The organism is uncultured Leptotrichia sp. (genome assembly GCF_938036635.1).
Lineage (GTDB): Bacteria > Fusobacteriota > Fusobacteriia > Fusobacteriales > Leptotrichiaceae > Leptotrichia > Leptotrichia hongkongensis.
The window spans coordinates 1-7,054 of the sequence record NZ_CALHQO010000197.1 but is presented as its reverse complement, the minus strand read 5'-3'; the positions used below and the strand labels follow the sequence as shown (position 1 = coordinate 7,054).

Annotated in this window: 7 protein-coding genes and 1 pseudogene; 6 read left to right on the top strand and 2 right to left on the bottom strand. The window is 31.8% G+C overall.

The features are described from left to right. Positions 1–275 precede the first annotated feature (275 nt). From Q0370_RS03875 to Q0370_RS03850, 6 genes are read left to right on the top strand one after another with little or no spacing between them, the layout of a single operon-like run. On the top strand, positions 276–935 hold the full coding sequence (locus Q0370_RS03875; RefSeq protein ID WP_299572369.1) for an amino acid ABC transporter permease: 660 nt from the start codon (positions 276–278) through the stop codon (positions 933–935). Then, entirely contained in the window at positions 916–1,593 is a 678-nt protein-coding gene (locus tag Q0370_RS03870) for an amino acid ABC transporter permease (RefSeq protein WP_299572366.1), read from the top strand. The genes Q0370_RS03875 and Q0370_RS03870 overlap by 20 nt, the downstream gene beginning before the upstream one ends. Before the next feature lie 27 nt (positions 1,594–1,620). Next, the gene (locus tag Q0370_RS03865) at positions 1,621–2,403 is read left to right on the top strand and encodes an amino acid ABC transporter ATP-binding protein (protein WP_299572363.1); all 783 of its coding nucleotides are present in this window, start codon (positions 1,621–1,623) and stop codon (positions 2,401–2,403) included. 58 nt (positions 2,404–2,461) lie between these two features. Then, a complete protein-coding gene (locus Q0370_RS03860) occupies positions 2,462–3,727 on the top strand; it encodes a dicarboxylate/amino acid:cation symporter (RefSeq protein WP_299572360.1) in 1,266 nt (421 codons plus the stop codon). Between the two features lie 32 nt (positions 3,728–3,759). Continuing rightward, the gene (locus Q0370_RS03855; RefSeq protein ID WP_299572358.1) at positions 3,760–4,707 is read left to right on the top strand and encodes an alpha-L-glutamate ligase; all 948 of its coding nucleotides are present in this window, start codon (positions 3,760–3,762) and stop codon (positions 4,705–4,707) included. 37 nt (positions 4,708–4,744) lie between these two features. After that, positions 4,745–5,593, top strand: a complete 849-nt coding sequence (locus Q0370_RS03850) for a cysteine ABC transporter substrate-binding protein (protein ID WP_299572355.1) — start codon at positions 4,745–4,747, stop codon at positions 5,591–5,593. A gap of 102 nt (positions 5,594–5,695) precedes the next feature. Here Q0370_RS03850 and Q0370_RS03845 read toward each other — a convergent pair whose 3' ends face one another. Further along, positions 5,696–6,796, bottom strand: coding sequence for a low temperature requirement protein A (locus tag Q0370_RS03845; protein ID WP_299572353.1), 1,101 nt, complete (start codon positions 6,794–6,796; stop codon positions 5,696–5,698). A gap of 60 nt (positions 6,797–6,856) precedes the next feature. Continuing rightward, a pseudogene (locus Q0370_RS03840) lies at positions 6,857–7,054 on the bottom strand (hypothetical protein); the annotation flags it as partial.

The following is a 7,054-nucleotide window of genomic DNA, read 5'->3' as shown; positions in this document are numbered from 1 at the left end:
AAAATTATAAAAAAATGTGTAGGCAAATTTCGGGAAAGGGAAAAGAAAGTTAGGGTTACAATTGATGTAGATCCTGTAAATATGATGTAATTTTTGTTTTTAAAAATATTTAATATACTTAAGAAGTGGAATTTTAGGATTTTGCTTCTTTTTTTGTGTATATACAAAAATAATTCTTTACAAATAAAATTTTTTATAGTATAATATTTTCACATACAAATATAAGGGGTAAAAAATAGAATATACAATAACATTCTTAGAAAGGAAAGATAAAAATGGACTTTAATTTTATAATAGAAAATATTCCTAAATATTTAGAAGCAATGAAATTGACTGTGATTATAGGAATTTTTGGAATTGTATTTTCAATATTGATTGGAATAGTTTGTGCATTGGTGCTTTATTATAGAGTTCCAGCGATTAGACAGATTGTGGAAATTTATATTGAACTTTCAAGAAATACGCCACTTGTAATACAGCTTTTCTTTCTGTATTTTGGACTTCCAAAAATTGGAATTACGTTTAATTCGCATATTTGTGCTGTGATTGGATTATCTTTTCTTGGCGGGAGTTACATGTGTGAGGCATTTCGGAGCGGATTGGAGTCGGTTACGAAAGGCCAGAGGGAATCTGGGTTAAGCATTGGACTTACAGAATCACAGCTTATAACTAACGTGATACTGCCACAGGCATTTACGGTTTCGTTTCCGGCAATAGCGGCAAATATAATATTTCTTTTGAAAGAAACTTCAGTAATAGGGATTTTGGCTTTAATGGAGCTGATGTACTTGACACGGGATTTGATAGGGCTTTATTATAAAACGAATGAAAGTCTGTTTATGCTTGTTGCGGCATATTTGATTATTATTTTACCAGTTTCGTTTATTTTAACAGTAATTGAAAGGAGAATAAGATATGCAACTGTCGGGAATTGATGTTATTTTTAAAGGAGTCAATTTGCAAAGGCTTATGGGTGGACTTATTGTAACAGGACAAATTGCCCTTGTTTCAATAGTATTTTCAATATTGTTTGGATTAATTCTGGGCATAGTTATGACTTCAAAAAATAAGATTATTTATGGAGTATTGAAGTTTTATCTGGAAAGTATGAGAATCATTCCCTTGCTTGTGTGGCTGTTCATAATTTATTTTGGAGTTGCAAAAGGCTTTGATTTGCATATTGATTCAGAAACTACAACAATAATAGTGTTTGTGATATGGGGAACGGCTGAAATGATGGATATTGTGAGAGGAGCAATTATTTCTCTTCCAAAAATTCAAGGGGAAAGTGCAAAGGCTTTAGGACTTGATACAAGCCAGGTTTATAGATATGTGCTGCTTCCACAGGCTGTAAGAAGAATTGCACCTGCAGCGGTAAACCTTATAACAAGAATGATTAAGACAACTTCACTTGCGATTTTTATAGAAGTTGCAGAAGTTCTAAAAATAGGACGGCAAATTATAGAATTTTCAAGCAGGAAAAATCCGATGGCACCATTTTGGGTGTATCTGTTCATATTTTTTCTATATTTCATAATTTGTTATCCAATTACATTATTATCAAAAAAAATGGAGAAAAAATGGGCTGTTTAAAAAATAAAGGAAACGGAGGTAAGCAAAATGGCAGATTCGGAAGTTTTATTGGAACTTTCTGATATAAAAAAAGAATATAAAAAAGGCGTACCCGCACTAAAAGGAGTTTCACTTTCAGTAAATAAAAGCGAGGTTGTAGTAATACTAGGGCCTTCTGGATGTGGGAAAAGTACACTTTTAAGATGTGTAAACGGACTTGAAGAAATTCAGTCTGGAGAAATAAAATTACAAGGAAATGTTATTAATAAAGACAAGACAAAATGGCATTTAATACGCCAGAGAATAGGAATGGTGTTTCAAAGTTACGAATTATTTGACCATATGACAGTTATGCAAAATCTTCTGTTAGGACCACTTAAAGTACAGAAGGGGGATAAAAAGGAAGTTACAGAACAAGCAGAAAAATTGCTCGAAAGAGTAGGACTTCTGGATAAAAAGAACTCATATCCAAGAGAACTGTCAGGAGGGCAAAAACAAAGAATAGCAATTATAAGATCGCTATGTATGAATCCAGAAATAATGCTGTTTGATGAGGTTACAGCGGCACTTGATCCTGAAATGGTAAGAGAAGTGCTGGATGTAATGCTGGAACTGGCAAAGGAAGGAATGACAATGATAATCGTTACTCATGAAATGGAATTTGCTAAAGCAGTTGCGGATAGGATAGTATTTATGGATTCTGGAGAAATCGTTGAAACAAATTATCCGCTGGAATTTTTTAGAAATCCAAAAACTGAAAGAGCTAAGAAATTCTTAAATATATTTAATTTTGAAAAGAAAGATAAGGTGGAATCAGCTTTGTTGATATAAATAAAAAATTTAGTAAAACAATTTAGTGAATGCTAATTGTTGAAGGGAGAATGAAAGTATGAAAAAATTATTAGGATTTAGAAAATTGAATTTATTGGCACAGATATTGATTGGTGCGTTATTAGGTATTTTGGTTGGGCAGTTATTTCCGTCATTTGCTAAAGAGTTAAAAATACTGGGAGTGCTGTTTACAAGTTTAGTTCAGATGGTTATTGTGCCGCTTGTATTCCCGCTGATTGTTTTATCAATAGTTACAATGAAAAATACTAAAAAGTTTGGAAATCTTGCATTTAAGACATTTTTACACTTTTTCTCAATTACAACGTTAGTAATCACGCTTAGCCTTATTTTAGGGAAAGTAACAGGAATTGGTTCAAATATAAAAGCTGGAAGCATTTCCACAGAAGCTATTAAAGATGTTGCTTCTAACATTAATTTGAGCGATTTCTTAACATCAATTGTACCTAAAAATGTATTTACAGCGTTTGCAGATGGAAATCTTCTACCGGTTATATTTTTTGCGGTATTTTTGGGAATTGCCTTAATTGCTGTTGGAGATGACAATAAACCTGTGATAGCATTCTTTGAATCTTGGATAAAGGCTATGTATAAGATTGTAGATTATGCCATTGCATTTGCACCTGTGGGAGTGTTTGGGCTGATTGCAAGCAATGTCGCAAAAACTGGACTTGGAGATTTGTATCTGTTAGGACAGTTTGTACTGCTTCTTTATGTTGGATACTTGGCAGCTCTATTAGTCGTATTTCCGATTATTGCATACATATTCAAAGTTCCTTATTTAAAATTATTATCAAATATTAAGGATCTGGTATTGATAGCCTTTACAACAGGAGGTTCTGCAGTAGTTTTACCGACACTTCTTGAACGTAGTGAAGAAAATGGAATATCTGAATCAGTTTCAGCTTTTGCTACACCGCTTGGATATTCATTCAATCTTATTGGAGCCTGCATTTATATAAGTTTATCGGTAACATTTATAACAAACTTGTACTCAACTCCACTTACATGGGGTCAATTAATACCGTTAATATTGTTTTTGACAATAATTACAAAAGGAATTGCAGCAGTTCCATCTGGAGCATTGGTTGTACTGCTTGCGACTGCAACACAGCTTAATTTACCTGCAGAGGGTATTGCCCTGATTGTATCAGTTGACTTTTTGGCAAATGCTGGACGTACAGCGGTAAATGTAGTTGGAAACACACTTGTTCCTGCAATTATTGAAAAAACTGGAGAATATGAAGTTGTGGAAACAGAGGAAGTATATGCTGGACTTCGAGAAAATACGGCTGTAGTTGAATAAACTTTAAAAATAAAAATAGAAAGGATGAAAATATGTCAAAAGTATATATAATTCATGAAAATATGGATTGGACAAGACATCTAACTGCAAGGCTGGATGAATTGTCAGTTCCTTATGAAGAACTGGATTTGTCAGAAGGAATATTAAATATAGGAAAAGAACCTGAAAAAGGCGTGTATTATAATAGAATGAGCGCTTCTTCACACACAAGAGGGCATAGATATGCACCAGAATTAACGGAGCAAGTCTTAACATGGCTGGAAAACAAAGGAAGAGAAGCAGTTCGTGTAATTAATGGGACATCTGCTATAAATCTTGAAGTGAGTAAATTGAAACAATACATCTTACTGCAAAAGGCAGGGATAAATACTCCAAAAACATTGGGAGCTGTGGGAAAAGATCAAATTTTAAATGCTGCAAAGGAACTTGACACCTATTCTTTTATCATAAAGCACAACAGAGCTGGAAAAGGTCTTGGGGTAAGACTTATAAGAAGTTATGAAGAACTTGGCAATTATGTAAATGGAAATGATTTTGAAGATTCTGTTGATGGAATAAGTTTGATTCAGGAATATGTGAAGCCTGTGGATGGACATATCATAAGAGCTGAATTTATAGGTGGAAAATATCTCTATGCCGTAAAAGTTGACTCAAGCGATGGATTTGAACTATGTCCAGCAGATTCGTGCCAGATAAATGATAAATTCTGTCCTGTAGGAGAAGAAGCGGCAGAAAAATCAAAATTTAGAATTATTGAAAGATTGCCAGAAAATCAAATTGAAAAATATGAAAAATTTTTGAAAGAAAACCACATAGATGTGGCGGCAATAGAGTTTATCATAAATGAAAACAACGAAGTTTTTGTTTATGACATAAATACAAATACCAACTACAATGCCGACGCCGAAAAAATAGCTGGAAAATATGCTATGTTGGAACTAGCTAAATATTTAAAAGATGAATTGGAAAAATTAGGATAAGAAATAACAAAAACATTAAATAAACTTGGAGGTAATTATGAAAAAGAATTTTGAAAGGTTTGTAAAAATTATTGCAATCTTAGTTTTAGGAGTATTTGCAATAAGCTGTGGAAAAGGTGGAAAAGGAAGCGCTGAACCAGGATCAATTGAGGCTATAAAAAAAGCAGGAAAAATAAGAATAGGAGTATTTGGAGATAAGCCGCCATTTGGATTTGTTGATGAAAATGGGAAAAATCAAGGATATGATATTTATTTGGCAAAAAGACTTGCTAAAGATTTATTAGGCGACGAAAATAAAATAGAATTTATCACATTAGAAGCTGCAAACAGAGTGGAATATTTATTATCAAATAAAGTTGACATTATTCTAGCAAACTTTACAGTAACAGATGAAAGAAAACAAAAAGTTGATTTTGCAAAACCTTATATGAAGGTATCATTAGGGATTGTTTCGCCAGAAGGTGCTCCAATAAAAGATGTGAAGGAGCTGAAAGGTAAAAAATTAATAGTTAACAAAGGAACAACAGCAGAAATTTACTTTACTAAAAATCATCCAGATATAGAATTACTGAAATATGACCAAAACACAGAAACATTTAACGCATTATTAGATAAAAGGGGAGCTGCACTTGCACATGATAATACTCTAGTATTCGCATGGGCAACAGAAAATCCAGGATTTGTTGTGGATATTAAACAGCTAGGGGACCAGGATTACATTGCTCCAGCTGTAAGAAAAGGGAACAAAGGACTGTTAGACTGGCTAAATACTGAAATAGATGCTCTTACTAAGGAAGGATTCTTTGAAAAAGCATATAAAGCAACTCTTGAGCCTGTTTACGGAAATAAAGTTGATCCAAAAACAGTAATTATCGAAAATAAATAGACTAATTAAATAATAAATTTATAAAAATAAAAAAGTAAACTGCTTCAGAATATTGAGGCAGTTTTATTTATGTTATAAAATTTCATTTATTGGAATTATGCTCTAAGATTCTGTTTTTCTATATTTCCTAGCAATTATCAGTAAAATTGAACAAGTTAGAAATAATATCAAAAATTCCATAATTATCAAATTTTGTCTAAAAATAAAAATCGCTACAAATGAAATAGTTAAAATTCCTAAAATTTTTGAAAAATCCTTTTTGTTTAGACGTTTTTCTTTGTTCAGGTAAATACTATTTGCGAATAACATTAAGTAAAAGCCTGTATATCCAAGAATGTAAAAAAATGCCAAAAAAGTTTTATTCGGCTCTTGCCCAATTAAATTCCAAGCGGAAGTTATAATTCCTAAACTAATTAGCAGGAAAAAATGTGAAAACATTAGTATCAATCCACGTGTTACCAGATGATGGTTTATCATTTTATTTATCAAGATTGTATATGTTCCAAATAGTGAAAATATTGCAATTAAAGCGATAAATGGATAAATTGTAAAATGCTTTATATCAAAATATTTTGCAATCCCGACAATCATTTCTCCGAAGAACAAAATTGTCAATAATTCAAACCGTTCTTTTAAATGCCCAAACTTAGCAACATTATTGTCAAATTCAATTTTGTAAATTAGAGGAAGAAAAACTCCTGAAAAGATTGTAATTGTAAGAAGTATTGTTCCAATATAAAAATTTATGAACAGACTGACTATAAGCAATGAACTAATGATTAAAAGAATATTTCTCGCATTAACAGCTTCTTTTTCGCCAAATTCTTTTTTCATTGCTTGACAGTGATACAAAAATGCTACACTCAAAGCCATAATTAACATTGAAATTGTAAAAGGATAGTAGGCTTGACTCCAATCTGCTAAAATAGAATTAGACAAATAAACCGCTGCCGTCATATTTACACACATAGTCATAATTTCACGAAAGTTAAACGTCCCAAATATATTCAAATAGTTTGTCATATACAACCATTCTTGTAAGACAACGAGCGATGCTAATACAAAATTAAAAAATGTCCAAGGCTCAATCACTCCGTGATGAGGATGATGAATAATTCCTGATATTTTCGAAATAGCATAAACAAATATCAAATCATAAAAAAGTTCGATATTTTCAACTTTTCTTTCCTTAATTAAACTCATTTTTTCATCTCCTTGCTTTAATTTTTTTTACTTTTGAAATTTCCTGTTCAGTTAAAATATTTAATCTTGAGGAATAAGTCCCAAAGATTTTTCAATTTTAATTGTTCTGTCAACATCTTTTTTGTAAGTAACACCTAACTTGTAGTAATGATTTTCTTTCATTTTCAAAAAACTCCATCCGTAGTCTTTTTTCTCAATTACTAGATACTGTCCTTTATCATTGGATAAAGTTGCCTTTATTTTAGGCTCTTCTATATT

Bases quoted from the DNA above. Each gene is read 5' to 3' on its own strand.
- Q0370_RS03855 (WP_299572358.1), top strand. From the start codon at position 3,760: ATGTCAAAAGTATATATAATTCATGAAAATATGGATTGGACAAGACAT.
- Q0370_RS03860 (WP_299572360.1), top strand. From the start codon at position 2,462: ATGAAAAAATTATTAGGATTTAGAAAATTGAATTTATTGGCACAGATA.
- Q0370_RS03845 (WP_299572353.1), bottom strand. From the start codon at position 6,796: ATGAGTTTAATTAAGGAAAGAAAAGTTGAAAATATCGAACTTTTTTAT.
- Q0370_RS03875 (WP_299572369.1), top strand. From the start codon at position 276: ATGGACTTTAATTTTATAATAGAAAATATTCCTAAATATTTAGAAGCA.
- Q0370_RS03865 (WP_299572363.1), top strand. From the start codon at position 1,621: ATGGCAGATTCGGAAGTTTTATTGGAACTTTCTGATATAAAAAAAGAA.
- Q0370_RS03850 (WP_299572355.1), top strand. From the start codon at position 4,745: ATGAAAAAGAATTTTGAAAGGTTTGTAAAAATTATTGCAATCTTAGTT.
- Q0370_RS03870 (WP_299572366.1), top strand. From the start codon at position 916: ATGCAACTGTCGGGAATTGATGTTATTTTTAAAGGAGTCAATTTGCAA.